Origin of the sequence: Rhodococcus sp. UFZ-B548, from assembly GCF_903819475.1 — a bacterium.
Classification (GTDB): Bacteria; Actinomycetota; Actinomycetes; order Mycobacteriales; family Mycobacteriaceae; genus Rhodococcus_F; species Rhodococcus_F erythropolis.
In genome coordinates this window covers 21,063-47,684 of record NZ_CAIJDS010000024.1, presented here as the reverse complement: position 1 = coordinate 47,684, position 26,622 = coordinate 21,063, and the positions used below count along the sequence as shown (strand labels likewise).

Here is a 26,622-nt window from a genome sequence, read left to right as displayed (position 1 = left end):
CCCGGTTCAGACGGTTTCGGATTTCCCCTCGGTCAGAACCAGTTCCACGGCCAACAGCGCGGCGCAGGCCAGTCCCGCGACCAGTTCGGGCACCGCGGTGTAGGTACCACCGAGCACGACGACGATCGCGACCGAGAATGGCATGAGGGTGCGTACCGAGGAGTCATGTAGTCGAATGTGGATGAACCACAGGGCGGCAAGGATGACCGCGACCGGAACGGTGACGGCAGCACCCGTCACCAACGCGCTACCGTCACCGTGATGAGTCCAGAAGTCGACGCGCGAGGCCAACCCCGCACCGATGGCGGCAGCGGCGGCGAAGATGAAGTAGTGACCGAACCCCCAGACGAAGGGTGAGACGTTGTCACCGCCGATCACTTCGCCTGCATTGCGTTGGAAGTAGAGCCACCACAGGCTGAAGACAATCAGAATGCCGCCGATCACGACGTAGGTGACCTGCGCTGCCGGATGCTCACCGTCGACCGCGTCCTGAATCGCGATGGTGGTCGAGAGGATCGTCTCGCCCAGAACGATGATGAAGAACAACGAGTACCGCTCCGCGATGTGATGCGGGTGCCACGGCGTCATGCCCGGCTTCTCCGACCAGATCGGTACCGCGAATTCGCACAGAACCAACACCAGGAACGTCGGGACGTAGATGGCGGATGGAACGAAGTAGAAACCGATCCAACCGATCTGGACCAACACGATTCCGAGAGCGTATCGACGAGCCGTGAGCGCATGTTCGGGGTCGTTCCGCGACACCCTGAGCCATTGGATGACCAGGGCTATTCGCATGATGACGTAGCCGACGATGATGAGCAGGGCGTCGTCGTTGAAGAAGCGGACGATGCCGGCTGCAAGGACCAGCGATCCGAGGATCTGGAAGATGGTCAGCAGCCGGGCGATTCCGTCGTCGTTGTCGTACGCCGAGGTGAACCACGTGAAGTTCAGCCACGTCCACCAGATCGCGAAGAATGCCATCGCGAAGTGCCCGACGCCCGAAGCCGCGTGCCCTTCGCTGATCGCGTGGTGCAGACCGGTGGCCGCTTGAGCGACCGCCACGACGAAGCAGAGGTCGGTGAGCAGCTCGAGCGGCGTCGCCACCCGATGCGGCTCGTGCGGATCCCGCGGAACCAACGGCCGGATGAACGAACTGGTGCGATTCACGAAGGGCAGAGTAGCGCGATGATTGCCGACGCGCTGCCCGTGACTGCAACCTGTCGTCTCAGATATTCACGCCGACGCCCCGATCTGGGCTCGGATTTCCAACTGATCGGCGAGTTCGGCGCCTATCGCCCCCGCGCTCCCCAAGGTGAAGGCGATCTGCCGTCCCCACAGGAAATAGCGGTGAATCGGATAGTCGACATCCGCTCCGATTCCGCCGTGCAGGTGCTGGGTCGCGTGCACCACGCGCAGGCCGCCGCGCGACGCCCACCATTTGGCGACCAGCGCAGCTGCTTCCGCTTCACTCTCGACTCCGCTGTCCATCAGCCAGGCAGCGCGGTGCGTGGTCAACCTTGTGCTCTCGGTGTCGAGGTATGCGTCGGCGGCCCGGACGGCAACTGCCTGGTTGGTCGAGAGTGGACGACCGAATTGCACTCGCTCGGAGGTGTATTTCGCCGTCATCGCCAGCGCTTCCTCGCAGACGCCGGTAGCCAGGGCCGCAAGAGCCACCCGTGCACGCCGCAACGTCCAGTCTCGAACCACCGCGCCGTCTGCGGGAAGTGCGTCAGCTGCAGTAACCGCAACCCCGTCGAACTGCACAGCACTGTTGCTCTCGCGGTTCGTCACCGCAAGCGGTGCACGCACCAGCGCGTCCCGGTCCGTGGGCACGATCATGACGCTGACACTGCCGTCCGGCATCGTCACCGGAACGACCAGCGCGGCCGCGAACTCCGCGGCAGGCACGGAGTCGACGTGGCCTGACAGAACCCAACCGTCAGGCGCCGGTTCGGCGCGAACCGCCGTCTCGGCGTTGTAGCCGGTGTCGAATGCGCCGGTGACGATCACCGAGCCGTCGAGCAGTCCCGGAAGCCACGACGCTTTCTGCTCCGTGCTGCCGAACTCGGAAATCGGCAGCGCCGCCGTGGAAATCACCGACCAGAGCGGCACCTGGGCGACCCGGCGGCCCTGTTGTTCGAGCACCGCAGCCAGGCCGAGCATTCCGAGTCCCGCTCCCCCGACATCTTCCGGCAGAGCGATTCCCAGAACGCCGGAGTCGGCGAGGAGCTTCCACAGTTCGGCGTCGAAACCGCTGGTGCTCTCCACTTCCCGCAGTCGGTCCACTCCGGACTTCGCCGAGAAGATCGATTCACTCAGATCCCGCACGGCGGACAAGTTGTCGTCGAATTCGAATTCCATGTCAGCTCTTTTCGTTCTGTGCAGCGGGCCGGCGACGCGCAGCAAGCGCCATGCCCAGGCATTTTGCGGCGACAATTTCACGCATCACTTCGTTGGTACCACCGCCGAAGGTGTTGTTCTGGGCGCGCCGACCCAGGTTCTCGACCCGCCCTTCCAGTACCGCTCCGGGTGTATCGGGGCGCAGTAAGCCCTTGGCGCCCAGCACTTCCTGCAGCATGCCGTACGCACTGACGACGGCTTCGGTACCGAAGATCTTGGCCGCGGCCGAATCCCCGCCCCCCAAGGTGTTGGCGGCGACGTCCGCCACCAGTCGCAGGTTCATCAGGTCGGCGGCGCTGAGCAGCGCGTAGACTTCCGCCAATTTCTCACGTACCCAGCCGATGTCGTAGACGTGGCCGTCACCGGCGGGTTCTGTCTTTGCCCACTCGACCACCTCGGCGAAGAGCTCGTTGGCGATGCCACCGCGTGCTGCCAGGGCAACACGTTCGTGGTTGAGCTGGTTGGTGATGAGCTTCCACCCCTGATTGAGCTCACCGACGACATTGCTGATCGGCACCCGAACATCTTCGTAATAGGTTGCCGAAGTGCTGATTCCGCCCACGGTGTGAATTTCGGTGACCGAGAACCCAGGCGAATTGGTCGGTACCAAGACCACGGAAATGCCCTGATGCGTCGGCGCGTCAGGATCGGTGCGAACGGCAAGCCAGACCCAGTCGGCAAACACACCCGCACTGGTGAAGATCTTGTTGCCGTTGATGACAAGCTCGTCGCCCTCGATGCGGGCGCGTGTTTCGAGTGCCGCGAGATCGGTGCCCGCATTGGGTTCGGTGTAGCCGATGGCAAAGATCAATTCACCCGCCAGGATCGGACGCAGGAAGAAGTCCTTCTGAGCTTGCGTCCCGTGCTTGATCAGAGCGGGTCCGACGGTGTTCAGCGTGACCAGTGACAGCGGCGCATTCGCGCGAATCACTTCGTCGTAGAACACATACAGAGCTTCGGGGTTCTCACCCCGACCGCCGAATTCCTCCGGCCACCCCAAGCCCAGCCAACCGTCTTTACCCATCCGGCGCAGGATGCGATCGAAGACGGGGCCGCCTTCGGTCTGATCCACGAGAGCACGGCGGTCTTCGTCGTTGATGATCTCTGCGAAGTATGCGCGCAATTCCTTGCGCAGAGTCTTCGACTCCTCCGACAAATCCAAGTACATGGTGAAGCTCCTAAGATCTACGAACGCGGCAGGCCGAGTACGCGCTGCGCGATGACGTTGAGTTGGATTTCGACGGTTCCGCCGCCGAACAGAATCGAGGGAAGTCCGATGTGGTCTATCGCGTAATTCGCCGACGGGTCGACAACTGCGGCGCGCGGTCCGAGCAGTCGCAACAGGTCCCGCGAGCCCTCGCGCTGCGCCAGGGCGTTGTACACCTTCGACACGCTGATCTCGGCGCCCGGTTCCTGACCCGCCAGTCGCGCCGACACTCCGCGCAGATTCATCGCGGACAGTGCCAACTCACGAGAGATACTGCGGCCGAGGCCTTCCACTGCATCTTCGCGGGGGCAGTCGTGGCTCGCGTCGGCAATCACCTGACGGAACAATCGACTCGAACCGTGGTGCAGCGTGCTGCCCATGCTCAAGCGTTCGTTGGACAGCGTTGTCGCAGCAAGTTTCCACCCTTGCCCAGGTTCGGCCACCAGGCAGTCGTCCGGGACGAAGACGTCGTCGAGGAATACCTCGTTGAATTCCGACTTGCCGGTGGCTTGCTTCAGCGGACGTACGTCGACGCCCTTCGAGGTCATGTCGACCAGGAAGTACGACAGCCCACGATGCTTCGGAGCGTCCGCGTCGGAACGCGCCAGGCATACTCCCCAATCTGCCTCGTGCGCACCCGAGTTCCACACTTTCTGACCTGACAGGACCCAGCCACCGTCGACCTTGCGCGCTTTCGTGCTCAGACCGGCCAGGTCTGATCCCGCGCCCGGCTCACTGAACAGCTGGCACCAGATGATGTCGGCGCGCAGCGAAGGCTCGACGAACCTGTCCTGCTGCTCGGCGTTGCCGTGTTCGAGAATCGTGGGCAGCACCCATTCCCCGATCACCGTGGACTGTTGAGCCCAACCTCGCATCGCGAATTCATGTGCGATGACGGCCTGTTCCCTCGGTCCCGCTCCAAGCCCGTACGGCGCCCGATAGTGCGGGGCAACCAGTTTGGCGTCGGCAAATCGGGCGCGTCGAGCGCTCCCCTTGGCCGGCGCCCAACTCGCGCTGGTGGTTCCGTCGTCGGGCAGCAGCGCAACCTCGTCCAGAACCCTCCGAACCTGCTCTCGTAACTCCGGCAGCATTTCCGGGTCGACAAAGGAGAAATCCCGTTCCGAATCGGCGGACCGGTCTCCCAATGTGTGTGCCCACTTCACCTCGGAACCCGCCACTGCCGCGATACTGATCGCCCGGCGCCAGTACAGATGCGCGTCATGCTCCCAAGTGAATCCGATTCCGCCGAGCAAAGTTACACATTCGAGGGCGTTCTCGATGCCGACGGGCAAAGCGGCCAACGCAGCTTGAGCCGAGACAAGTTTCTGCTGATCCTCGTCGTGCTCTTCGGATCGAGCGGCGTCCCACGCTGCGGCACAGGCAATCTCGGAGTGAACCAACATCATGGCCGCCTTGTGCTGAACTGCCTGGAAGCTTCCGACCGGACGGCCGAACTGCTGCCGGGACTTCACATAGTCGACTGCGGTCCGTAGCGCCCACCCGGCGATACCGCTCGCCTCCGCAGCCAACACCGTGTTGACGATCAGTTCGGTTCGGTGCGCCTGGAGGCCGTCGACGATCAGCCCAGCCTCGACCTGGTGATCGGTCAACGTCAGTGTTCCGATCGACCGTGTCAGATCCACCCCGTCTTCGATCACCACCGCAGCGGAAGTCGACGGTTCGAGCCGGAACCACAACTCGCCGTCTTCGCTGTTCGCCCGCACGAGAACGACATCAGCTCCGGGCAGACCTAGAGCTGGGTCGGCAGAACCGCTCACTGTCCACCCAGCGTCGCTTCGAGCCGCGCGCAATCCCGCGCCTGTACAGACTGCTCCGGTTGCACCGGTGGCCAATTCGGTCAGCATTGTTTCCGCAGCCGGGCCCGCAGCTGTTGCGAGAATGCCGCTCGCGATGACCGTCGGAACGTACGGTCCCGGATAGAGCGCATCACCCAATTGCTCGACTACCACTGCAAGTTCGGCAAGACCCGCCCCGTCACCGCCGTACTGCTCCGGCAGGTGCACTGCGTGCAGGCCCTGACGGACCAACCCATCCCACGAGTCCGGTCGATCACCGGCGGTGTACCGCTTGACGTTGCTCCGCGTATCGGCGATTCCGCCGAAGCGGTTCGCGAATGCGGCTACCGCTTCCGCCAGGTCACGGTGATCTTCGAGCAGGGGTAGTGCCATGGCAGGTTCCTCAATCTTCGGTTCTTGTCAGATGCGTTCGAGAATCAGGCAGGTGGTTGCGGCGGACGCGCAGATCGCGATCAGTGCGATGGACTTGTTCCGGCGTTCCAGTTCGTCGATGACATTGGCCAACAGTCTGATTCCGGTTGCACCGGCCGGGTGGCCCAGTGCGATTGCACCACCGTTGACGTTCAGCAATTCGGGATCGACGCCGTGAACCTGCGCGAACGACATCGGTACCGAAGCAAATGCCTCGTTGACCTCGAACAGATCGATGTCGTCGATCGTCAGACCGGCGCGTCCGAGCACGATGTTTGCCGCGTCGACGGGACCGTCGAGCATGAACTCGGTGTCCCCGCCGATAACGCACTGCGCCAGTATCTTTGCCCGTGGCCGCACGCCGAGGGCCTTGGCTCGATCCTCTGACATCAGCAGAGCTGCACTCGCACCGTCCGAGACCTGCGAAGACGTTCCAGCGGTGTGCAATCCGCCCTCTTGAACGGTGCGCAGCTTCGCGAGCCCTTCGAGACTCGATTCGCGCAAACCCTGATCCCGATGAACCGGAACGTCAGAGCCCGGAGCGACCACATCGATGATGTGCGAGTCGAATCGGCCTGCCTCCCACGCCGCCGCCGCCCGCTGCTGCGAGCGTAGCCCGAAGGCGTCGAGATCCTCGCGGCTGAAACCGCGCTTGACAACAATCCGATCGGCCGCGGTGTACTGGTCGACGGTATCGAGTGACCACGACTCCGGACGTGGTGTTCCCAGGCCGGTACCCACCTTGTACGTCAACGGAGCTCGGGACATCAACTCGACACCGCACGCCACACCCACGTCGACTGCACCGATGGCAATCTGCCCGGCGATCAACTGCACCGACTGCTGTGCAGTTCCGCACTGCGCGTCGATCGTGGTGCAGCCCGCTTTCAACGGAAGGCCCGCATGCATCCAGGACGTACGCACGATGTTTCCGAACTGCTCACCGAGAGGCGTCACACAGCCGCCGATGACCTGGTCGACCGCGTCAGGATCCACGCCCACCCGATCCAGCACGCCTCTCTGCGCATAACCCAACAGTTCCGCCGCGTGGACTCCGGACAGCCAACCCTCACGCTTGCCGAACGGCGTTCGTGCTGCGTCCACGATGACGGGCTTCATGCCAACTCCTCGGTTCGTAGTGCCGTTCCGTCCAGACCGCGTACGGTCAGGGACCACTCGTCGATCAGGTCCAAGCTGACGCTCGAGCGCGCGGTGAACTCGGTGTCGCAATCACACAGCGCTGTGACCGCTTCCACCATTTCTTCCATAGATTCGACCTGATCCGGCCGGATAGTCTCACCGACCAGGACTTTGGCGCCCTCACTGAGCACCGCTGCCCGCGGTTGAACCGTGTTGACGCGAACCCCCTGGCCGTAGAGTTCCACGCCCATGCCGTTGCTCATCCTGTTGAGCGCTGCTTTGGAGGCGCCGTACACGGTCATGGCAGTTCCCGGTTCGACCCACGTGAACGGCGGGCCCTGCCACGGTTTGACGGTGCCACTGGACACGTTCACGATCCAGCCGTATCCGTTTGCCACCATCCCCGGCACCACGGCTTGCATCAGATCGAGCGGTGCATGGACATTTGCCTCGAACATCAAACGTCGTCGCCGCAGTGGGTAATCCGACAGCGGCTGATAGATCGCCGCTGCCGCGTTGTTCACCAGGATGTCGATCGTCCCGCCAAGCTTCTCGATCGCCAGCGGCACAACGGTGTCGCGCTGCTGCTCGTCCGTCAGATCTGCGACAACTATCTCGACTTTGGTTCCGTACTTGGCAATTCGAGCCGCAGTCTCTTCGAGACTGCCCGGCAGGGTTGCATGCGTGCCGAGCGTCCGAGCCACGAGGGCGACGTCGGCACCCTCGGCTGCCAGTCGCTCTGCGACGCCCGCACCGATTCCGCGACTGGAACCGGTGACAAGCGCTCGGCGGCCGTCAAAGCGCCTCGTCATGCTATTTGAACTTCGAGGCGAAGCGATTGATGCTCTCCGCAATCCGTGCAACTTCGTCTTCACGCAGGCCGTGACTCATGCCGAGTGTCATTCCTCGGGCAAATACCGCGTCGGCTTCCGGCAATCCTTCGGCCGGCTGACGGAACTCGATGTTGTTCATCATCGGGTGACGAGTGACGTTGCCGCTCCACACAGTTCGTGTGTCGATACCGTCGGCCTCGATGGCTTCCTGCAGGTCGCTGCGCGTGAAGGGGGCGTTCTCGTTGATCATCACCGGGTAACACAGCCACGCCGTATCGAGACCGTCGAGTTCTACCGGCGTCGTGAAGAATTCAGGATGGGCGCCGTATGCCGCCGTGAAGGCCGCAAACGTTGCCTTACGCGTCTTGTAGTTCTCTTCCAGCTTGTCGAGCTGCACGACACCGTAGGCTGCGCCGAGTTCGGAGGGCTCGAAGTTCCATGACATGAGCTCGAAGATGAAGTCGTTGTCGTAGTCGACGCCGTCGAGTTCTTCACGGAAGACTCGGCCGGACTTGGTACTACCGAACAGATTCGGCTCACTGCGACGGCCCCAGCGGCGAAGCAGGAGCGCCTTGTCGCGGCTGGCTTCGTCGTCGACGCACACCATTCCGCCGGTTCCCGCGCACGTGATGATGTGTGCCATCGAGAAACTGGTGACGACGATGTCCGCCCGGGAGCCGGTGGGAGTGCCGCGGAGCGTGGCGCCGATCGCGTCACACGAATCCTCGATCACCTTGAGTCCATGGCGATCAGCGATATTACGAATGACGTCCCAGTCCGGGCAGTTGCCGGCGAGGTTCGGCATCAGGATGGCACCGGTCTTTTCGGTGACCATTGCCTCGATCTTGGTGACGTCGACGTTGAACGTGTTGGGTTCCACGTCCACGAACACCGGCACCAGACCGGCACGCACGATCGGTGCGATGTCGGTGGAGAACGTCAACGGCGACGTGATGATCTCGCTTCCCGCAGGCAGTCCGAGCAGCTCGACTGCCAAGTACAAACCCGAGGATCCCGAGTTGCACATGACGCCGAACTTCTTGCCTGCCAAGGCCGCGATGCGTTCTTCCATCTCGAAGACGTTCTTGCCGATGCGCAATCCTTGATGCCCGCTGCGCAAAACGTCGACAACCGCCTGTATTTCTTCCTCGCCGTGTGTAGCCCTGGCGTAGGTGATCCGCTCACTCATCTTGTTCCTGCTTTCTCGAATAGGCGGCAGATTCAGCGATCTGCCGAGAGGACGAGCGCACTGTGCGGGACGGGAGAGCCGCCGGTCACGAGCACGTTGTCCAAAGTTTTGGTGGGTTGGTTGGTGGAGGTACCGCGGATCAGGCGAACACCTTCGGCAATACCGTTGACGCCGTGGATGTATCCCTCACCGAGTTGACCGCCGTGGGTGTTGATCGGCAGGCGACCGTCCAGCTCGAGATTGCCGTCGGCGATGAAGTCTTTTGCCTCGCCTCGACCGCAGAATCCGTACGCCTCGAGTTGAAGCAGAACCATCGGGGTGAAGGCGTCGTAGAGAATTGCGGCATCGATGTCGTCCGGGCCGATACCGGCCTGGTCCCACAGTTGGCGCGCCACGAGTTCGACTTCCGGCATGCTGTCGATGTCTTCGCGGTAGTAGCTGCTCATCGAAATCTGTTGTGGACCTACACCTTGCGCAGCACCGCTGATGATCGCTGGTTTGTGCGGCAGGTCGCGGGCGCGCTCCGCGCTGACGATGACCAGCGCCTGTCCACCGTCACTTTCCTGACAGCAGTCGAGCAGGCGGATGGGGTCGGCGATCATGCGCGAGTTCTGATGATCCTCGATGGCGATCGGGCGTTCGTAGAACCAGGCCTTCGGGTTGTTCGCGGCATGCTTGCGTGAGAGAACCGAGATCTGACCGAAGTCGGCGCTGGTTGCCCCGTACTTGTGCATGTAGAGCTTGGCGAGGAAGGCTTCCTGCTGCGCCGGCGTCAGAAGCCCGTACGGGTTGATCCAGTTCCGATACTCCTGGTCCGTCGACGCGTTGTACGCAAAGGGTGGCGGCCCGGCGCCGAATCGGTGACCTGATCTTTCGTTGAAGGCACGGTAGACGACCACAACGTCGGCGACACCACTGGCGACGGCAAGCGCGGCTTGTTGAACCGGTGCGCAGGCGCCGCCGCCGCCGTGTGGAATACGACTGAAGAACGTCAGTTCCGGGATCCCGAGAGCGCGTGCGACCGCAATCTCGGGATTGTTCTCCATCGTGAACAGCGCAAATCCGTTCACCTCTTCTGCCTCGATGTGAGCGTCGTCGAGCGCGGCGATCACGGATTCGCACGCCAACTGCCATTCACTGCGGCCGGAGTTCTTGGAGAACTCGGTGGCGCCGATCCCGGCGATGGCGGCTTGCCTCGAAAATCCTCGTGTCATGCGATTACCTTTCCGCCGGTTCGAGAGTCACGTCGGCTGTCACGTGCGTTCCGCGAGCGTTCTTGCCGAGAACCGTCACGGTGAGCGCCCGGCCGTCGGAGTCGATCACCTTGCCGGTCAATGTCATGGTGTCTCCGGGAAAGTTCGGAACACCAAGCCGTAGTGATGTTTTGACGATTCGCGATCCCGGGCCTGACCAGTCGGTGATGTAGCGGTCGATGAGCCCGTTGGTGGTGTTGATGCTCATGAAGATGTCGGGAGTTCCGCGATCCTGCGCCTTGCCCGGATCGTGATGCACGTCCTCGAAATCCTGAGAAGCGATCGCCGTGGCGACGATGAGCGTTCGGTCCAACGGCAGTTCGAGGCTGGGAAGGGTCGAACCTACCTCGTAATCAAAAAGATTCGTCACTGCGCCGATCCCCGTCGCCTCAGTTGCGGCAGCATCTCGCCGTGAGCGTGCTCGGAGAACGCCACTTCGAGTTCCATACCGAATTCGAGTTCCTCGTGATCGATGCCCGCGATGTCGGCAACCAGACGCGTGCCTTCTTCGAGATCGACGAGTCCGACGGCGAGCGGGTACTCGAAGGCAGGATCCTTCGGGTGATGAATGACCGTGAAGCTGTGCAACGTGCATCGCCGCGTGGATTCGACTGTGTCCCAACTGAACGAGCGGCATTCCGGGCAGGCGGGCGCTGGCGGGTGGCGCAGTGTCTTGCAATCCGCACACCGTTGGATTTCGAGGCGACCCTCTTTGGCCGCAGAGAAGAAGAAATCGTTGTCGTCGGTGACGGTGAGTCTCGGCACCGCGGTGTGGCGGGAGCCAGTCTCGCTCATGCGATTACCTCCTGGGCTTCGGGCTTGGTATCTGTCTGGGCATCTGGTTTGAATCTGAGCAGTCGAAAGCGCTCTTCGACCAGCGTCTTTCCGTCCTGGTCCACGTACTTCTTGAACAGAGTGATGAAGCACCCGTGACCGAGAGCCGTCTGTTTGAACGGTGAGATCGCTTCGATGGTGAAATATGCGGTGACGTGGTCTCCGGGACTCAACTCCGCGAAATACTCCTGCTCGACGTTGGTCGCGACTACGGACGTGTAGCCGGCCTCGTCCAACAGCCCGAGTAGTCGTGAATAGGCGAAATCCTCGGAGGCTCCGTCGGCGCGAAGTTGTTGGACCTGCCGATAGCGGCGGTAGCCCGCCATCACCCAGGTCGAGATCATCGCGGGTGGGCAGACGACGTCTCGACGACCGGTGCTGCGAGCAGCTTCGGCGTCGACGTAGATCGAGTTGCGGTCGTCGTGTGCCTCGACCCAGTTGCGGATCATCGCCTCGTTGACGGCGTAGCGGGCGACGCGGGGTGGTTCGGCCTCTGCGCCGATGAAATTCGGAAACTGCGTCTGCAGGCTCTGCACTGAAATCCTCCGTGAACGAAAGTTGAGCAATCGCTTGATTTTGAAGCTAGCATAGGAATCCGGAAGTGGAAACACGCGATCTCACCGACGAATTGGTTCGAGCCGGAGCCATCAGGCAGGATTGCGCTACGTTCGACGCCGGCAGCCCGGCACCCGCGAAACCCTGCCCTGAGCAGGACCGACAACCAGTGGAGATTTCAGTGGCATCACCAGATCGTCGGGAGAAGATCCTGGAGAGCTCAGCCGAGCTGTTCGCCAGGAAGGGTGTCGCCACCACGACCGTTCGCGAGATCGGCGACGCTGCTGGAGTGTTCTCGGGCAGCCTTTACCACTACTTCAAGTCGAAGAATGCGATAGTCGCCGAGCTCATGCGCGGCTTCATCACCGACATTCAACTCCGCTTCGATCAGGTGGAGAAGACGGCGAACGACCCCGAGGACGTCCTACGCGGCCTGATCCGCGAGACCCTGGTCGTCATCGAACTGCACCCGCACCCGACGGCGATCTACCAGAACGATCGGGCGTATCTACGCGACAACGACCTCCTGCAATCCGTCGACGGTCCTTCCCGCCAAGTCCGCGAGCACTGGATGAAAGCGATCGCCGAAGGCGTCGATCAGGGAATCTTCCGCAGAGACGTGGCCCCCGAGATTTTCTATCGATCGGTTCGCGACACCCTGTGGTCGACCACGCATTGGCCGGACCGCCAGAAGTACACCACCGAAGAGTTCGCGGATCTGATGATCACACTCTTCCTCTCGGGATTCAGGGTCGCCTGACGAGATCCGGCAGGTCCAGATGTTTCGGGGTTCGCCCCTGCGGCAACAGGATCGACACCGCGAATACGACCACCGCGCAGCCCGCGCACACCAGGTAGGCGACGGAGAATCCGGTCCACGACGTGGAATGTTCCGAACCGCTGATCACGAACGCGGCGAGGATCGTTGCCACCGTCGCGCTGCAGATCGTGCTTCCGGACGTCCGCAGAAGTGAGTTCACCCCGTTGGCTGCCGCCAGTCGCTGTCGAGGCACGGCAACCAGAATCAGCAGCGAGAGCGTGCTGTAGACGATGACGGTCCCGACTGCTGTGATACCCAGTGCTGCAACCACTCCCCACAGCGGCTTACCGGCAACGGCGTGAATCCCGTACCCGCCGGCGAGGAACACGGCACCGGTCAACATCGCGGTCCGTGAACCGAAGCGGTCGGTGATCCGCACCGCAACCGGTGAGAACAGCACCATCGCGATACTCGCCGGAATCTGGCAGAGCGCTGCTGCGATGATCGACAGGCCGTACCCGGCGCCCGGCCCCTTCATCCCCTGCAGCAGTTGCGTGGTGATCAGTGTGTTCCCGAAAAATGCGAACCCGACCAGCAGAGCCGCCAGATGCGGGATCAACACCGCACGTTTCACGAGAGCACGGACGTCGACCAGCGGATTGACGTTGCGCCGCTGTTGAATTACCCAGAGCGTGAACAGCACCGCCGACGCGGCCAGCATGGAGATCACCGCTCCGCTGGTCCATCCCCAACTCGATCCCTGAGTGATCGGCACCAGTAGCGCGATCATCGCGGCGCTCAGACCGACAGCCCCGACGCCGTCGAATCTTCCCGACGGATTCGCCTCGGACTCTCGAATGAACAGCACCGCAGCAAGAGTCACGGACAGCCCGATGGCGGTGGTTACCCAGAACAGGACGTGCCAGTTCGAGTACTGCGCGATCATCGCAGAAAACGGTATGCCCAAAGCGGTTCCGACGCCGAGCGTCGAACTCATCATGGCCACTGCGCCGTTGACCTTGTTGCGTGGCAATTCGTCACGGAGCATGGAGATTCCGATGGGGATGACCGCCGACCCGGCCCCCTGCAACGCTCTCGCGAAGATGAGGACAGCGATGTCCGACGACAGCGCACACAACATCGAGCCGAGAGTCATCATCGAGAAGGCAACCAGAAGCATCTTCTTCTTGCCGAACATGTCGGCGAGCCGACCGAAGATGGGGGTAACCACCGCGCCGACCAGCAGCGTTACGGTCACCAGCCAGGACACGGCCGTGCGTCCAGCGCCGGTGAAGTGCGGCAACTCCGGCAGCAGTGGAACGATGACCGTCTGCAGAACAGCCTGGAACACGGCGGCGGCGACAACGATGGGGAAGAGAAAGCGGGAGCGCGACTGCGCGAGACTCGCGTCGGGGGTGGTGGCTGCAGGCGTGCCTGGCGGACGGTCGAGCGTCGTCACCCCACACCGCCTGTTCCCACTAGGTAAATATCCGTTCACCTACATTAGGTGAACGGATATTTACCAAGCAAGAATTGTGATGCCGCTCACCCGTCGAGCAGCTTTTGGACAAGTGGTGCGTACAGCGCAACCACTTCGTCCTGGGTGCCGGTGGCATGGCCGGCCATCATCCGTCGGCGCATGATCGCCACTCCGACCACCATCGACATCGCCAGTTCCGCGCGCAATCTCGCGTCGGGGCCGGACAGGCGAGCGGCGAGGGTGTCGATCATCTGCGTCGAATAGTTCTCGCGCAGCTTGCGGTTGCTCTCTTCACTGACGCCGCTCATGAACAACAAGCTCATGGACAGCGGCTTGTACGACTCCAACGGCTTGGTGAACAGCGAGACCATGCGCTCGCCGAGCGAGTCGTTCGGGGCGTCGAAGACCGTGACCGCTGCTGCCCGGAAGTCGACCAACTCGTCGTACAACTGCTCTTTGGAACCGAAGTACTTGATGATGAGAGGAGCGCTGACGCCTGCGTCTTCGGCGATGTCCTTGAGCGTGATTTCGCGGTACGGCCGAGTCGCGAATGCTTTCCCGGCCGACGCGATGATCTGCGCACGCGTCTGCTCGGACGTACGACGCACCTGCTGACCTTGCTCCGTGCCGCTCATCAAGCGTTCCGCGACAATTCACGACGGCCGGACAATGCCCGACCCAGCGTCAACTCGTCTGCGAATTCGAGATCGCCACCCATCGGAAGACCCGAAGCCAACCGAGACACCGTCAGCCCCGGAATGTCTCGCATCATGCGAACGAGATAGGTAGCTGTCGCCTCACCCTCCGTGTTGGGGTCGGTGGCGATGATGACCTCGGACACGTCGACGCCGTCCTCCTGATTTGCGATGCGAGCCAACAACTCCCGGATGCGCAACTGGTCCGGCCCGATCCCCGAGAGCGGATTGAGCGCACCGCCGAGCACGTGGTAACGACCCTTGAACTCACGGGTGCGCTCGACAGCCTGGACGTCCTTCGGTTCCTCCACGACGCAGATCACCGTGCGATCGCGACGCGCGTCGGCGCAGATGCGGCACTTCTCCTGATCGGACACAGTTCCGCACACCGTGCAGAACTGAACGCCGTCACGGATGCGCTGCAATGCATTTTTCAAACGGTCGATCTCGGGAGGCTCCACGGAGAGCAGGTGAAAAGCGATGCGTTGAGCGCTCTTCGGCCCGACTCCGGGAAGCTTCCCGAGTTCGTCGATCAGATCCTGAACCGGACCTTCGTACACGCGTTCTCGTTTCTAGAAGCCGGGGAGACCGGGAAGGCCTCCGCCGAGTCCGCCGGCCAACGGGCCGAGCTTCTCAGCAGCGACTTCCTGTGCTTTGCGCGAAGCGTCCTCGATCGCGCCGATCACCAGATCCTGCAGCGTCTCGACGTCTTCAGGGTCGACGACCTTGGGATCGATCTGCAGACCAACAACCTCGCCGGTGCCCTTGACCGTGGCGACAACCAGTCCGCCACCGGCCTGACCGGTCACTTCGGCCTGAGCCATTTCCTGCTGCGCCGCCATCAATTGCTGCTGCATCTGCTGAGCCTGAGCCAACAGAGCAGACATGTCGGGTGCTCCACCTGGTTGCACGAGCGGTCCTTTCTACAGAGTTATCCCCACCAGCGTAGTCGGTGCGCGCTACCGTGAGCGGGTGCGCCGGAACCAGTCAGACACCGTAAAACCGTCAGGTAGGTCAAACATGGCATCACGTGTGTTCCGCTCCACTGCCCTGATCGCCGTGGTCGGGGCTGGGCTTCTGAGCGCTGCGTGCACGATTCCGACCGAGACTGCCGAGGCCACGACTTCGGTCGAGGTGTCTCCGCTCAGCACTGTGGCCGCTGACGTCCCCGCTGCGCTCACCGGCAAGGTCGTCTTCCTTGATCCCGGGCACAGCGGGGCGAACGACGACAGCATCAACACCCAGGTCCCCACGGGCCGCGGCGGCACCAAGAACTGCCAGACCACCGGCACCAACACCGATGCCGGGTTCCCCGAGCACACCTTCAACTGGGAAGTCGCGAGCCTGGTCAAGAGCGAGCTCGAAGGCCAAGGCGCAACTGTCGTCCTGAGTCGACCCGATGACGTCAGCGTCGGATCATGCGTCGACGCACGTGCCGAAGCTGCCAATTCCTCCGGCGCCGACGTAGTGGTGAGCATTCACGCGGACGGCGCAGCGGCCGGGGCCGAGGGCTTCCACGTCTGCTACTCCGCGCCCCCGCTGAATACGGTGCAGGCCGGCCCGTCCGTCGCCTTTGCCGAAACCATGCGCGACTCACTCGTCACCGCCGGGCTCACCCCGTCGACCTACATCGGTGACGACGGGTTGGCGCCACGCGCCGATCTGACGGGTCTCAATCTGTCGCAGCGGCCGTCGATTCTGGTCGAACTCGGCAACATGCGAAATGCCGACGAGGCAGCGCGCATGACGAGTCCGGACGGTCAGCAGGAGTACGCAACCGCCGTCACCAGCGGAGTCACCGCCTTCCTGACAACCCCCTGACCTCGCTACTGTGGAGAAATCCCGATTGTCCACAGGAAACTCGGCACCGTCCCGCTAGCCAGCTCACCTGGATACGGTTCTGCCATGGGGCCGATACTTCAGGTAGATTTCGCTGCTCTGCAGCAACTTTCAGCTGATCTGTCTCGAATTGCGGATCAGATCTCGGGGATCGATTCCGCCGGCCCGATTTTCGAAGCCGCGGCGGCCCTGAACTCGTCCGCTGTCGCGGCTGTGTCGACTGGGAATGCCGGAGTCATCGCCGACGCGTACCGGTACCTGGCTACGCAATTGGGACTCATGGCGTCGGGAACCGCTGCCGCAGCACGTCTGTACGACGCTGCCGAGGGCGAAGTGGTGTCCGAACTGCGCGGAGCCTACTGATGCAGCCCACCGTCTCTCAGCTTCGAACGTGGTCACCGGAGAAATTGCGCACGAGCACTTCGGAACTGATCGACATCGACCGGCAGATCGAAGCTCTCGGCAATGACGCCGGACGCAGCATCGACGCCGTCCGCGAATTCTGGCAGGGACAAGCGTCGAGCGCGGCGGCAGTGCAGTGGTCTGGCATCTCGCTTTCCTCGTCGCGGCTGTCGATTGCGGTTCGCGTAGTTGCGGATCTGTATGGCGGGGCGGCCAATACGATCGGGGCGGCGCGAAAATCAGTTCTGGACCTGGTCGAGGAGGCGACTCTCGAACACGGATTGACGGTGTCAGACAGTGGAGCTGTATCGGCGCCTGAGACGAAGCAGCCGTGGAATCTGGCCGACGTCATGCAAGATTCCGAAAACGCCACGGCTGCAGAGATTTTTCAGCAGAGGATCTCCACTGCATTGACGGCACTCGACGATGAAGACAACCGGGCCGCGACTGCTCTGGGTGAGGCATTCCGGGAGATCGGATCACTCCTTGGCAATCAGACTGATCGCCTCAACCGCACTGTCGTCGACATCATCGATGGGAGGTCGACACTCCCCGGGACACCAACGGAGTTACACCGACTGTGGGAATCGCTCACTCCCAACGAGAAAGACGCGTTGGCGAGGTGGGATCCGTCCATCGGTAGCCGCGACGGCCTTCCCGCTCTAGACCGGGACTACTACAACCGGCGGTACCTCTCTGCGCTCGAGCAGTTGCCGGATCGAACGGTAGCTGCCGGATACACGGCCGTGCGCGGCGAACTTCGACCGGACACGTTCCTTCTCTCGGTCACGGATGGGCACGCCGTCGTGGCATTCGGTAATCCCGATGCCGCCGACAACGTCGCAACACTGGTTCCCGGAACCGGCTCCGGGCTGTCGGGCGTCGGTGGAGATCTGCAACGAACCAAGGCCATGTACGACTCGGCGGTGAGGGCGGCGCCAACGGAAGCCACATCAGTGATCCTGTGGTCCGGATACGACGCTCCCCCAGGCATTCCCGATGCAGCCTCGGATCAGTACGCCAACTCCGCGGCACCGAGGCTGGACAGCTTCCAGGACGGGTTACGAACCTCGCATGACGGTCAGCCGTCGCACAACGTGGTGATCGGTCATTCCTACGGCAGCACCGTCGTCGGTGCTGCGACTACCCGTGGCGCTTCTCTCGACGTCGACGAACTGGTTTTTGTCGCAAGCCCGGGCGTCGATGTCGAGCGTGTGAACGAACTGAGCCTGGACGGCGTCGACTCGGACGAGGTGGCGCGCCATGTTCATTCGACGACGGCCTTCTGGGATCCGGTCCAATTGATCCCCAAGATCCTCGGACTCCACGGGTTCGACCCGTCGGATCCGGAATTCGGCGCGCAGATATTCGCCGGATCACCCGGGCAGCCTGGGTTCGGAGTTCACAGCGACTACTGGGAAAGCGGAAACCCCGCACTCACCGAATTGGGGCGGATCATTACCGGCCCATGAAAGAAGGCGCCGTACCGGTGAAGGTACGACGCCATCTCGGTGATGCAGGATCAGTTAGACGAGTTCGCGCTTGAGGTTGTCCAGGACCTGGGCCTGGATGCGCTGCAGACCCTTCGGGGCGAACGTGCGCTCGAAGAAACCGCCGATACCGGTGGCACCCTGCCACTGGGTGAGCGTCGTCACCGTCGTTCCGGTGCCGTTAGGGGCAACGGTCCAGGTGGTGACGAGACTGGAGTTCGCGTCCTTCTCGGTGATGACGTTGCCGTCGACCGTAACGGTGGCCTTGACGTTGCGCGAGCGCTTTTCCGTCGCCTTCAGCGTCCACTGCGCGACGGTGCCGTCACCCTGGCCGCCTTCGACGACCTTGTAGTCGAGGTACTGCTCGGACAGGATCCGCGGGCGAACCGTCTCGTAGTCCGCGAGCGCCGCGAGCACCTTGTCGGGTGCTGCTGTGACGACTATCGAACTCATTGCATTGACCTGACCCATATGCCCTACGTCTCCTTGCTCGACCAACGCGGCTCGATACCGCGAATGACTACCCGAATCCGCACCTCGAACTGCGCAGATATTCCTTTCCATACTGCCTGCTGCGCCCGGGTATCTCGACCATCTACCCATTCCGTGTGAGCTGGTTCACCACTCGGAGCATTTACCGAGTTCGATTGCAACAACTCGATCAAATTCGGGCATTAATACCCCTCCGGATAGCTTGCACACGCAACTACCGATAGCGTCAGGGTGTGACTCTCTCGTTCAATGGGGTAGTTCAGAAGTTAGATCGAATCCGGACAAAGCAAGGCCCGGGTTCCGATGCTGCGCGTGAAATGGGGTTCGAGCAGCACAGAGAAGGCGTCGAACGCCTACTCGCGTCATACCGCGCCATTCCCGCCGATGCTTCTGTACGCCTGGCAAAGAAGACATCCAATCTGTTCCGCGCTCGCGCCAAGACGTCGGCCCCCGGCCTCGACGTCAGCGGTCTGGCAGGTGTCATCGCCGTCGATGCGCAGGCGCACACAGCCGACGTCGCCGGCATGTGCACCTACGAAGACCTCGTCGACGCGACACTGCCCTACGGTCTGGCGCCACTGGTCGTACCTCAACTCAAGACCATCACCCTGGGCGGTGCGGTGACGGGCCTGGGCATCGAGTCCACCTCGTTCCGCAACGGCCTGCCACACGAGTCGGTGCTCGAAATCGACGTACTGACCGGCAGCGGCGAGATCATCACCGCTACGCCGGACGGCGAACATGCCGAACTGTTCTTCGGTTTCCCCAATTCCTACGGCACACTTGGCTATTCGACGCGATTGAAGATCGCACTCGAACCCGTCAAGAAGTACGTCGCCCTGCGTCACGTGCGCTTCGATTCGTTGAAGAAGCTCGAAGAAACGATGGATCGCATCGTCACCGAGCGCGAGTACGACGGGATCGCCGTCGACTACCTCGACGGGGTGGTCTTCACCGATTCCGAGAGCTACCTCACACTCGGCGTACAAACCGACGAGGAAGGCCCGGTCAGCGATTACACCGACCAGGACATCTTCTACCGGTCGATCCAGCATCCGTCACTCACACAGCCCAAGACGGATCGCTTGACCATTCGGGACTACCTGTGGCGCTGGGACACCGACTGGTTCTGGTGCTCACGGGCTTTCGGTGCACAGAACCCGAAGATTCGACGCTTCTGGCCCAAGCAGTACCTGCGCAGCAGCTTCTACTGGAAGCTGATCGCCCTCGACCACAAGTACGACATCGGAGATCGCCTCGAAAAGCGCAAGGGCAAGCCCCCGCGCGAACGCGTCGTCCAGGACGTCGAGGTACCCATCGAACGAACCGCGGACTTCGTCTCTTGGTTCCTCGAGGAAATTCCGATCGAACCACTGTGGTTGTGCCCGTTGCGTCTTCGTGAGCCCAGCCCGGCCGCTGCCTCAGCTTCTCGGCCGTGGCCCCTCTACCCCCTCGAACCCAAGCGCACCTACGTCAACATCGGCTTCTGGTCTTCGGTGCCGATCGTTCCCGGCGAGCGCGAGGGGGCAGCAAATCGACTGATCGAAGAAAAGGTCAGCGATTTCGACGGACACAAATCGCTCTACTCCGACTCCTACTACTCGAAGGAAGACTTCGAGGAGCTGTACTACGGCGGCGACCGGTACATCGGACTCAAGGAACGCTACGACCCGAAATCCCGTTTATTGGATCTATTCTCTAAGGCGGTGCAACGTAAATGACCACGTTCAAAGACTCCAAAAGCCAGGACAAGCTCTCTATTGCCGAGATTCTCGAGACGCTTTCCGACGGCATGCTGCCGCTTCGATTCACCGCGTACGACGGCAGCACCGCCGGCCCCGAAGATGCCGACTACGGACTGCACCTCAAGTCGACTCGCGGAACCACTTATCTCGCAACGGCGCCCGGCGATCTCGGCATGGCCCGCGCGTACGTCTCCGGCGATCTCGAAGCCGAGGGTGTTCACCCCGGTGATCCGTACGAGATCCTGCGCATCATGGGTGACGAACTCCACCTCAAGCGCCCGTCGGCACTGACACTCGCAAGCATCACCCGCTCACTGGGCTGGGATCTGTTGCGGCCCATCGCCCCGCCGCCCCAGGAACACCTTCCTCGCTGGCGTCGCGTCGCAGAAGGACTGCGTCACTCCAAGACTCGTGACGCCGAAGTCATCCATCACCATTACGACGTCTCCAACACCTTCTACGAGTACGTCCTCGGCCCGTCCATGACGTACACCTGTGCCGCCTACGACAATGCGGAACAGACGCTCGAAGAAGCCCAGGAGAACAAGTACCGCCTGGTGTTCGAGAAGCTCGGACTCCAGAAGGGTGATCGACTTCTCGACATCGGTTGCGGCTGGGGCTCGATGGTTCGCTACGCGGCCCGACGCGGCGTCAAGGTGATCGGCGTGACTCTCTCACGCGAGCAAGCGGATTGGGCACAGAAGGCCATCGAGGACGAGGGCCTCGCCGATCTCGCCCAGGTCCGTTTCTCCGACTACCGCGACGTGGCCGAAACCGGATTCGACGCAGTGTCCTCCATCGGCCTGACCGAACACATCGGCGTCGGAAACTACCCGGCGTACTTCGAGTTCCTCAAGGGCAAGCTGCGTGAAGGTGGGCGTCTGCTCAACCACTGCATCACCCGTCCGGACAACCGAAGCAGTGCCAAGGCAGGCGGATTCATCGATCGGTACGTCTTCCCCGACGGGGAGCTCACCGGTTCGGGTCGCATCATCTCCGAGATCCAGAACGTCGGTCTCGAGGTGCGCCACGAGGAGAACCTGCGCGAGCACTACGCACTGACGCTCGCCGGATGGTGCCAGAACCTCGTCGACAACTGGGACGCCTGCGTCGCCGAGGTCGGCGAGGGAACCGCACGCGTCTGGGGCCTGTACATGGCCGGCTCACGACTCGGGTTCGAGCGCAATGTCGTTCAGCTGCACCAGGTTCTGGCCGTCAAGCTCGGCCCCAAGGGTGAGGCGCATGTGCCGCTTCGCCCGTGGTGGAAGGCCTAGGGAGCTCCGCTCCCTGTGAGTGGTTAAGGAGTCTCTGCACTCCTTAACCACTCACAGGCCCCGCAGGGGTTCTCCCCTCTTCTCCCCCAACCTCCCCGCCGCAAGACCGTCTCCACCTCGTGCGCAACCTGGCACGGGGTCTTCATCACCTCGTCGAATCCGTAGACCAACCGCGGACGACCTGCCAGCTCTGCCGCGTTGTCACGACGGCGATCACGGAATGCCACTTCGGCCATGGAATGCGCCCACCGACCGTCGAGACGCACGATCAACGGCACACCCACTTCGCTGTAATCACAATCCTCGTACAGCGTGCGACCGTCGACGCGAACCGGTGATTGGCGTCTGGCCGCGGGCAACCCGTGTGCTTGCTCCACATCCACCGCATAGTGATATTCGAGAGTCGATTGCACCCCGTCGGCCAAAAGCTTCACCGCACTTTCGAGGGCTTCCGGTATCTACGGGGTGAGCGCTCCTCCATGCGTCGGCGGACGTCCGTCAAGCGGATGCGGCCGTTGGTGACTGTGGTGATGAGGCTGACATAGGCCTCACGCGGAGTCGGTTCTGCGACGGCCAGATCGAGTGCTGTATCAGCCTTGCCGGTGCGCGGCATCTGCGCGTCGACGCCAATGTGACGATGAGCCCTCGAACGGTGGACCACAACGCCGGGATGGAGGCCAGTGCCGATCAGGGGTGATGGATGTCGGTCGGCGCCGAGGCCACGAACGAAAGTGGCGGCCTGAGAGATCGCAGACTTCCCGTACGGAACGGTGATATGCACGGGTGCAGTGCCATCCGGCCGACGCATCGACCATTCCTCAGCGGCGGTGTGATGGCTGAGCATCGAAGACCCGCCACCGTACAAGAGCGCGGCCTCGAGTACGGCATACCTGGTCAATGGACCCGTGGTGACGGAGTAGACGCCGCGAAGAACAGTTTGCCAGCGTCCGACCTCAACTCGTTGTTTCACGCGAGAGCGAGGAAATCCGATGGTGTGAAGTTGAGTGTGAGTGACCAGTCCGTGCTGAGCATCGACGACGGTCTGCAATGCATCGATTTCTGTATGTGAAGGCATACGACGAGCCTGCAAATACATACAGAAGGATTTCGCCGAGAAAACCAATCTGTGGATAAAGCTGTGCGCGGTTAGGAAGTGTTGAGACTCCCTAACCGCGCACGGGGGCTATGCCCCTAGCGAAGCCGGCGGGGTGAACCGCGGGCCGTACTGCGCAGCGAGTTCCTTTGCGCGAGCGACGAAGCCGGCCGTGCCGCCCTCGTATCCGACGATGAACTGGTGAACGCCACCGGTCCAGGCCGGGAATCCGATGCCCATGATGGAGCCGATGTTGGCGTCCGCCGTGGTGATCAGGACGTTCTCGTCGAAGCACTTCTGCGTCTCGATCGCCTCGATGAACAGCATGCGGTCGATGAGGTCCTGGATCGGGGCGTCGGAGGTTCCGGAGTTGAAGTTCTCGCGGAGTCCGGACCACAGGCCGGTGCGCTTGCCCTCGGCGTAATCGTAGAAGCCGGCTCCACCGAGCTTGCCCTTACGATCGAACTTCTCGACGAGGGTGTTGATGACCTCGCCGGCCGGATCTGCCGGCAGTTCCTTGCCCTCGGCCTTGGCGGCGTCGGCAGATTCCTTGCGGATCTTCTGCATGAGGGTGAGGTTGAGCTCATCCGAAAGCTGAAGCGGCGCAGCCGGGTAACCGGCCTGCATACCGGCCTGCTCGATGGTGGCAGGCTCGACGCCCTCGGCGAGCATGCCGATGGCCTCGTTGATGAAGGTTCCGATGACACGCGAGGTGAAGAAGCCACGCGAGTCGTTGACCACGATCGGCGTCTTGCGGATCGCCTGGACGTAGTCGAATACGCGAGCCAGAGTCTCGTCGGAGGTCTTCTCACCGCGGATGATCTCCACCAGCGGCATCTTGTCGACGGGCGAGAAGAAGTGGATGCCGATGAAGTCTTCCTGACGCTTCACGCCGGTGGCGAGACCCGTGATGGGCAGCGTCGAGGTGTTCGAGCCCAGCAGTGCCTTGGGATCGACGATGTCCTCGATCTCCTGGAACACCTTGTGCTTGAGTTCCTGGCTCTCGAAGACCGCTTCGATGACGAAGTCGACGCCGGCGAAATCTGCCGGGTCAGCCGTCGGGGTGATCTTGGCGAGGAGTGCGTCGGACTTCTCCTGCGTGGTCTTGCCGCGCGAGAGTGCCTTGGCCTCAATGCCTTCGGCGTACGCCTTGCCCTTGTTGGCAGCCTCGATGCTGACGTCCTTGAGGACGACGTCGAAGCCGGCCTTCGCGGAGACGTACGCGATGCCCGCGCCCATCATGCCCGCGCCGAGGACGCCGACCTTCTTGATGGTGGACTTCTCGATGCCTGCCGGACGTGAACCGCCGCCGTTGATCGACTGCAGGTCGAAGAAGAACGCCTGAATCATGTTCTTCGCGACGCGGCCGGTCACCAGCGAGGTGAAGTAGCGAGCCTCGATGAGGAGCGCGTTGTCGATGTCGACCTGCGAGCCTTCGACGGCTGCGGCCATGATGGCGCGCGGAGCCGGCATCGGAGCACCCTTGAGCTGCTTACGCAGGTTCGCGGGGAACGCCGGAAGGTTGGCAGCGAATGCCGGGGTGGACGGGGTTCCGCCAGGGATCTTGTAGCCCTTGACATCCCACGGCTGAACGCCGCCTTCGGGGTTGGCCTTGATCCATGCCTTCGCAGCCGGAACCAGTTCTTCTACCGAGCCGACGACCTCGTCGATGAGGCCGACTTCCTTGGCCTGAACTGGTCCACGCTGCTGCCCCTGGAGCAGGACGCCCATGAGCGCGTTCTGCAGACCGAGCATCCGCACGGTGCGCACGACGCCGCCGCCGCCGGGCAGCAGGCCGAGGGTGACCTCGGGCAGGCCGATCTTGACGCCCTTGACGTCTGCCGCGATGCGGTGGTGGGTCGCGAGAGCGATCTCGAGGCCGCCGCCGAGCGCCGCGCCGTTGATGGCGGCGACTACCGGCTTGCCGAGAGTTTCGAGGCGACGCAGGTCTGCCTTGATCTCGACGCTGTGGTTGTAGATCTCCTCGGCCTGCTCGGGGCCGACCTTGATCATGTTCTTGAGGTCGCCACCGGCGAAGAAGGTCTTCTTGCCTGAGGTGATGACGGCACCGGTGATGGAGTCCTTCTCGGCGACCAGACGGTCGACGGTGGCCTTCATCGACGCGATGTACGCGTCGTTCATGGTGTTTGCGCCCTGGTTGGGATCGTTGATGGTGAGCACGACGATGCCGTCGGCGTCCTGGTCCCAGTTGATGATGTTCTGATCAGTCACTTTGCTTGACTCCTGGTAAGCCTCGTTGGAAGGACGGACGCCGCGTCAGACGCGCTCGATGATGGTGGCAACGCCCATACCGCCGCCGATGCACAGGGTGATGAGGGCGCGCTTGCCGCCACGACGCTCGAGCTCGTCGACCATCGTTCCGGTGATCATCGCGCCGGTTGCACCGAGCGGGTGACCCATGGCGATCGCGCCACCGTTGACGTTGAGCTTCTCGTCCGGGATGTTCAGGTCCTTCTGGAACTTCAGGACGACGGACGCGAATGCCTCGTTGATCTCGAAGAGGTCGATGTCGTCGACCGTCAGGCCGGCAGCTGCCAGAACCTTCTTCGACGCCGGCGTCGGGCCGGTGAGCATGATGGTGGAGTCGGCGCCGCTGGTGGCGGTGGCGACGACGCGAGCGCGCGGCGTCAGACCCATGTCCTTGCCGGCCTGCTCGCTACCGACGAGCACGAGTGCAGCGCCGTCGACGATTCCCGAGCTGTTGCCGCCGTGGTGAACGTGGTTGATCTTCTCGACCCAGTGGTACTTCTGCAGCGATACGGCGTCGAATCCGCCGATTTCACCGATCACACCGAACGCGGAAGCCAGGCCGGCAAGGTTCTCGGCCGTGGTGCCCGGACGCATGTGCTCGTCGTTGTCGAGGATGGTGATGCCGTTGATGTCCTTGACCGGCACTACCGACTTGGCGAAGTATCCGCCGGTCCACGCCTTGGCGGCGAGGTCCTGCGAGCGCACGGCGTATGCATCGACGTCGTCACGCGAGAAGCCCTCGATGGTGGCGATGAGGTCTGCGCCGACGCCCTGCGGCACGAAGTAGTTGTCGTAGTTGGTGGCGGGGTCGAGCGCCCACGGTCCACCGTCGGATCCCATCGGAACGCGGGACATCGACTCGACGCCACCGGCGATCACCAGTTCGTCCCAGCCGGACCGAACCTTCTGAGCTGCCATGTTGACGGCTTCGAGGCCGGAAGCGCAGAAACGGTTGAGCTGAACGCCGCCGACGGTGTCCGGCAGTCCCGCATCGTTGACTGCAACGCGGGCGATGTCCATTCCCTGATCGCCAACGGGGGTGACGACGCCCAGGATGAGGTCGGAGATCCGATCCTCGTCGAGGTCGGGAAAGCGCACGCGCAGTTCCTGGATCAGACCCGTGACCAGCGAGATCGGCTTGACCGAGTGCAACGACCCGGTCTTCTTGCCGCGGCCTCGCGGGGTACGGATGGCTTCATAAATGAATGCCTCTGTGGTCACTGTGAGGTGTTCCTTCCGTGTAATTCGTCGAACCGGTCTGCAGATCGTCCGCGCCGCCTTCGGTGGTGGCGCATGGCCGAGGTACAGACCTCAGCCCTTTCACTGTAGAACGTGTTCCAAATTCATGGGAAGGACCGAAGCGATCCTGCTAGGTGACCGAGGTGATCCGACGCGCGAACGCCTGCCCGCTTCGGTTCATTTCGAGAGCGCCCCCGGAA

At 62.5% G+C, this 26,622-nt stretch carries 24 protein-coding genes and 1 pseudogene; 6 read left to right on the top strand and 19 right to left on the bottom strand.

Going from position 1 to position 26,622, the window contains the following annotated elements:
• Nucleotides 1-6: 6 nt before the first annotated feature.
• The 11 genes from H7C86_RS20520 to H7C86_RS20470 all read right to left on the bottom strand — a co-directional run bounded on the left by H7C86_RS20520 (nt 7) and on the right by H7C86_RS20470 (nt 11,623).
• A complete protein-coding gene (locus tag H7C86_RS20520; RefSeq protein WP_020905917.1) occupies nt 7-1,170 on the bottom strand; it encodes a low temperature requirement protein A in 1,164 nt (387 codons plus the stop codon).
• A 66-nt stretch (nt 1,171-1,236) separates the two neighbouring features.
• Nucleotides 1,237-2,364, bottom strand: coding sequence for an acyl-CoA dehydrogenase family protein (locus H7C86_RS20515; protein ID WP_182262147.1), 1,128 nt, complete (start codon nt 2,362-2,364; stop codon nt 1,237-1,239).
• A 1-nt stretch (nt 2,365) separates the two neighbouring features.
• Complete coding sequence (locus H7C86_RS20510) at nt 2,366-3,571, bottom strand: acyl-CoA dehydrogenase family protein (RefSeq protein WP_182262146.1); 1,206 nt, start codon at nt 3,569-3,571, stop codon at nt 2,366-2,368.
• A 17-nt stretch (nt 3,572-3,588) separates the two neighbouring features.
• Nucleotides 3,589-5,799, bottom strand: a complete 2,211-nt coding sequence (locus H7C86_RS20505; protein ID WP_182262145.1) for an acyl-CoA dehydrogenase — start codon at nt 5,797-5,799, stop codon at nt 3,589-3,591.
• 27 nt (nt 5,800-5,826) lie between these two features.
• The gene (locus tag H7C86_RS20500) at nt 5,827-6,957 is read right to left on the bottom strand and encodes a steroid 3-ketoacyl-CoA thiolase (RefSeq protein WP_182262144.1); all 1,131 of its coding nucleotides are present in this window, start codon (nt 6,955-6,957) and stop codon (nt 5,827-5,829) included.
• Nucleotides 6,954-7,790, bottom strand: a complete 837-nt coding sequence (locus H7C86_RS20495) for an SDR family oxidoreductase (RefSeq protein WP_019746554.1) — start codon at nt 7,788-7,790, stop codon at nt 6,954-6,956. Before H7C86_RS20495 ends, H7C86_RS20500 begins: the two co-directional genes overlap by 4 nt.
• Before the next feature lies 1 nt (nt 7,791).
• The gene (locus H7C86_RS20490; RefSeq protein ID WP_113683513.1) at nt 7,792-9,000 is read right to left on the bottom strand and encodes a DegT/DnrJ/EryC1/StrS aminotransferase family protein; all 1,209 of its coding nucleotides are present in this window, start codon (nt 8,998-9,000) and stop codon (nt 7,792-7,794) included.
• Between the two features lie 32 nt (nt 9,001-9,032).
• Nucleotides 9,033-10,214 (bottom strand): lipid-transfer protein, encoded by a 1,182-nt coding sequence (locus tag H7C86_RS20485; protein WP_182262143.1) that lies wholly within the window; start codon nt 10,212-10,214, stop codon nt 9,033-9,035.
• A 4-nt stretch (nt 10,215-10,218) separates the two neighbouring features.
• Nucleotides 10,219-10,623 (bottom strand): acyl dehydratase, encoded by a 405-nt coding sequence (locus tag H7C86_RS20480; protein WP_182262142.1) that lies wholly within the window; start codon nt 10,621-10,623, stop codon nt 10,219-10,221.
• Nucleotides 10,620-11,048, bottom strand: coding sequence for a Zn-ribbon domain-containing OB-fold protein (locus H7C86_RS20475; RefSeq protein WP_003943933.1), 429 nt, complete (start codon nt 11,046-11,048; stop codon nt 10,620-10,622). Before H7C86_RS20475 ends, H7C86_RS20480 begins: the two co-directional genes overlap by 4 nt.
• Entirely contained in the window at nt 11,045-11,623 is a 579-nt protein-coding gene (locus tag H7C86_RS20470) for a MaoC family dehydratase N-terminal domain-containing protein (protein ID WP_041814552.1), read from the bottom strand. The genes H7C86_RS20475 and H7C86_RS20470 overlap by 4 nt, the downstream gene beginning before the upstream one ends.
• 65 nt (nt 11,624-11,688) lie before the next feature.
• On the opposite strand from H7C86_RS20470, the gene H7C86_RS20465 reads away from it, so the two are divergent.
• Complete coding sequence (locus H7C86_RS20465; RefSeq protein WP_182262141.1) at nt 11,689-12,402, top strand: TetR/AcrR family transcriptional regulator; 714 nt, start codon at nt 11,689-11,691, stop codon at nt 12,400-12,402.
• Here H7C86_RS20465 and H7C86_RS20460 read toward each other — a convergent pair.
• From H7C86_RS20460 to H7C86_RS20445, 4 genes are all read right to left on the bottom strand, one after another.
• Complete coding sequence (locus H7C86_RS20460; RefSeq protein WP_182262140.1) at nt 12,389-13,861, bottom strand: MFS transporter; 1,473 nt, start codon at nt 13,859-13,861, stop codon at nt 12,389-12,391. The genes H7C86_RS20465 and H7C86_RS20460 overlap by 14 nt on opposite strands.
• A gap of 86 nt (nt 13,862-13,947) precedes the next feature.
• Nucleotides 13,948-14,517 carry a TetR/AcrR family transcriptional regulator gene (locus H7C86_RS20455; RefSeq protein ID WP_007731538.1) on the bottom strand — a complete coding sequence of 190 codons (570 nt, stop codon included), beginning with the start codon at nt 14,515-14,517 and terminating at the stop codon, nt 13,948-13,950.
• Nucleotides 14,517-15,137 (bottom strand): recombination mediator RecR, encoded by a 621-nt coding sequence (gene recR, locus H7C86_RS20450; protein ID WP_003943917.1) that lies wholly within the window; start codon nt 15,135-15,137, stop codon nt 14,517-14,519. Before recR ends, H7C86_RS20455 begins: the two co-directional genes overlap by 1 nt.
• 12 nt (nt 15,138-15,149) lie before the next feature.
• Entirely contained in the window at nt 15,150-15,488 is a 339-nt protein-coding gene (locus H7C86_RS20445; protein ID WP_003943929.1) for a YbaB/EbfC family nucleoid-associated protein, read from the bottom strand.
• 109 nt (nt 15,489-15,597) lie between these two features.
• Here H7C86_RS20445 and H7C86_RS20440 point away from each other — a divergent pair, with 109 nt between their 5' ends.
• The 3 genes from H7C86_RS20440 to H7C86_RS20430 all read left to right on the top strand — a co-directional run bounded on the left by H7C86_RS20440 (nt 15,598) and on the right by H7C86_RS20430 (nt 18,290).
• A complete protein-coding gene (locus tag H7C86_RS20440; protein WP_047888073.1) occupies nt 15,598-16,398 on the top strand; it encodes an Rv3717 family N-acetylmuramoyl-L-alanine amidase in 801 nt (266 codons plus the stop codon).
• 84 nt (nt 16,399-16,482) lie between these two features.
• Nucleotides 16,483-16,779, top strand: a complete 297-nt coding sequence (locus H7C86_RS20435; protein ID WP_020905903.1) for a hypothetical protein — start codon at nt 16,483-16,485, stop codon at nt 16,777-16,779.
• Entirely contained in the window at nt 16,779-18,290 is a 1,512-nt protein-coding gene (locus H7C86_RS20430; RefSeq protein ID WP_182262139.1) for an alpha/beta hydrolase, read from the top strand. The genes H7C86_RS20435 and H7C86_RS20430 overlap by 1 nt, the downstream gene beginning before the upstream one ends.
• Nucleotides 18,291-18,344: 54 nt before the next feature.
• Here the strand turns inward: H7C86_RS20430 and H7C86_RS20425 are convergent, their stop codons facing one another.
• Nucleotides 18,345-18,779: an SRPBCC family protein gene (locus H7C86_RS20425; protein ID WP_019746544.1), complete on the bottom strand. Its 435-nt coding sequence runs from the start codon at nt 18,777-18,779 to the stop codon at nt 18,345-18,347.
• Nucleotides 18,780-19,117: 338 nt separating this feature from the next.
• Here H7C86_RS20425 and H7C86_RS20420 point away from each other — a divergent pair, with 338 nt between their 5' ends.
• Nucleotides 19,118-20,521, top strand: a complete 1,404-nt coding sequence (locus tag H7C86_RS20420) for an FAD-binding oxidoreductase (RefSeq protein ID WP_019746543.1) — start codon at nt 19,118-19,120, stop codon at nt 20,519-20,521.
• The gene (locus H7C86_RS20415; protein ID WP_003943932.1) at nt 20,518-21,819 is read left to right on the top strand and encodes a class I SAM-dependent methyltransferase; all 1,302 of its coding nucleotides are present in this window, start codon (nt 20,518-20,520) and stop codon (nt 21,817-21,819) included. The genes H7C86_RS20420 and H7C86_RS20415 overlap by 4 nt, the downstream gene beginning before the upstream one ends.
• Nucleotides 21,820-21,842: 23 nt before the next feature.
• Here H7C86_RS20415 and H7C86_RS20410 read toward each other — a convergent pair.
• The 3 genes and pseudogenes from H7C86_RS20410 to H7C86_RS20400 all read right to left on the bottom strand — a co-directional run bounded on the left by H7C86_RS20410 (nt 21,843) and on the right by H7C86_RS20400 (nt 26,404).
• Nucleotides 21,843-22,915, bottom strand: a pseudogene (locus tag H7C86_RS20410) (hypothetical protein).
• An 87-nt stretch (nt 22,916-23,002) separates the two neighbouring features.
• Nucleotides 23,003-25,144, bottom strand: coding sequence for a 3-hydroxyacyl-CoA dehydrogenase NAD-binding domain-containing protein (locus H7C86_RS20405; RefSeq protein ID WP_003943799.1), 2,142 nt, complete (start codon nt 25,142-25,144; stop codon nt 23,003-23,005).
• Between the two features lie 45 nt (nt 25,145-25,189).
• Nucleotides 25,190-26,404: an acetyl-CoA C-acetyltransferase gene (locus H7C86_RS20400; protein ID WP_003943886.1), complete on the bottom strand. Its 1,215-nt coding sequence runs from the start codon at nt 26,402-26,404 to the stop codon at nt 25,190-25,192.
• Nucleotides 26,405-26,622 lie beyond the last annotated feature (218 nt).